Source organism: Paenibacillus cisolokensis (genome assembly GCF_050481165.1).
GTDB lineage: Bacteria > Bacillota > Bacilli > Paenibacillales > Paenibacillaceae > Paenibacillus_AH > Paenibacillus_AH cisolokensis.
The window spans coordinates 1-1,622 of the sequence record NZ_JBCNFP010000034.1 but is presented as its reverse complement, the minus strand read 5'-3'; the positions used below and the strand labels follow the sequence as shown (position 1 = coordinate 1,622).

The 1,622-nt window shown below is 55.9% G+C and carries 1 protein-coding gene; it reads left to right on the top strand.

Going from position 1 to position 1,622, the window contains the following annotated elements:
- Positions 1-161 precede the first annotated feature (161 nt).
- Positions 162-1,598 (top strand): transposase, encoded by a 1,437-nt coding sequence (locus ABEV74_RS06680; RefSeq protein ID WP_430144582.1) that lies wholly within the window; start codon positions 162-164, stop codon positions 1,596-1,598.
- The last annotated feature ends 24 nt before the right edge of the window (positions 1,599-1,622 follow it).

Here is a 1,622-nt window from a genome sequence, read left to right as displayed (position 1 = left end):
CTGGACAGTGAAAAGTTCTTGTCGAAAAATCGTCACATAGCAAAATAACCCAATCAAGCGAATCTGTAGTATCCTTAAGGCTCCGACACCAGAAAGGAGATCAGATCGCAAGAGAGGGTTACAAGAGTAGTGTACCCGATTTCGTTACGATCGACCAGTCCATGTTGAAATTGATGAATGAAGTTCTATGTGCATTTCGAGCTTGCTTTTCCCGCGTCGCCGCCTTCGAGTGGTTCGTTGTCATCGTTGTCGGTTTGATGGTTCGTTCCGATCATCTCGGTGTCACTTCCATCGTCCGGGATCTGGCGCTGCATCCGCGTCATTACGAGTCGATGATCCATTTCTTTCGTTCTTCCGCCTGGTCGCCGGGATCGCTGCGGCTCGCCTGGCAGAAGGTCGTTCATCGCTTCGCTCCGCTCCTGTACGTGCGCGGACGTGTCGTTCTCGTCGGCGACGGGATGAAGCAGGCCAAAGAAGGACGGCATATGCCGGGCGTGAAGAAGCTGCATCAGGAATCCGAAAATGTCTCCAAAGGCGAGTATATCTTCGGTCATTTGTTCGGCGCCATCGGCATTCTGGCGGGCGCGCCGCAAAAATGGTTCTGCCTGCCCCTGTTCATGAATCTGCAGGATGGCGTGAAAGCGATCTTCGGATGGGCGGACGGCTCCGAGGAGCGTCAGGCTTCCCATGTCGTGCAAATGGTCGAACAGGCCTTCGTCGCCGCTCGCACCTTTGGCGGGGCGCTGCTTCTGTTGGACCGGTATTTCCTGTCCATCTCTGCGCTGCAGCGGTTGACCGAAGGAAATCGGGCCAGCGATGCACGCATGCATCTCGTCACCAAAGCGAAAATGAATGCGGTCGCCTATGAGAGACCGGAACCGAAGAAACCGGGCCGCGGCCGTCCGCCGAAGAAAGGCAAGATGCTGCGGCTCGCCGAGCTGTTCCAGACGCGCGCGGCCGATTTTCAAACTGCTGTCGTGACGATCTATGGCAAGGAAGAAACCGTCTCCTTCCTGTGTCTGGATTTGTTATGGGGGCAGGGCCTCTATCAAGAGCTGCGCTTTGTCCTCGTTCGACACGGCGACCGCCTTTCGATTCTCGTCAGCACCGATCTGGCGCTGGAAGCGACGGAGATTATCACGCTGTACGGATACCGTTTCAAGATTGAATGCACGTTTCGGGAAATGAAGCAAGTGATCGGCGCGTTCGGCTATCGCTTCTGGAGCGCGTCGATGCCGAAGCTGAACCGCTACCGCCGCAAAACAGAGACGGATCCGCTGGAGCAGGTGACAAACGAGTCGGCTCGGAAACGGATTCGGTTGACTCTCCGGGCCATCGAAGGCTTCGTCATGTGCAGTGTCATCGCGACAGGCATCGTGCAGCTTCTCGCGCTACGCTTTTCCGGTCGTACGCCTGCGCTGTTCTTCCGCTATCTGCGCACGCCTTCCAGGTCGATCGTGTCGGAGGCGACGGTCGTCGCTTACTTGCGCCAATCGCTTTTTCGCTTGTTTGCTCAAAACCCGCATCTGGCGCTAACCCGAATAATTCGTTCCAAGCAGCAATCGGCCCATCCGGATGCGGATTCGCTTGCTTCTTAAATGTGAAAACTTTTCACTGTCCAG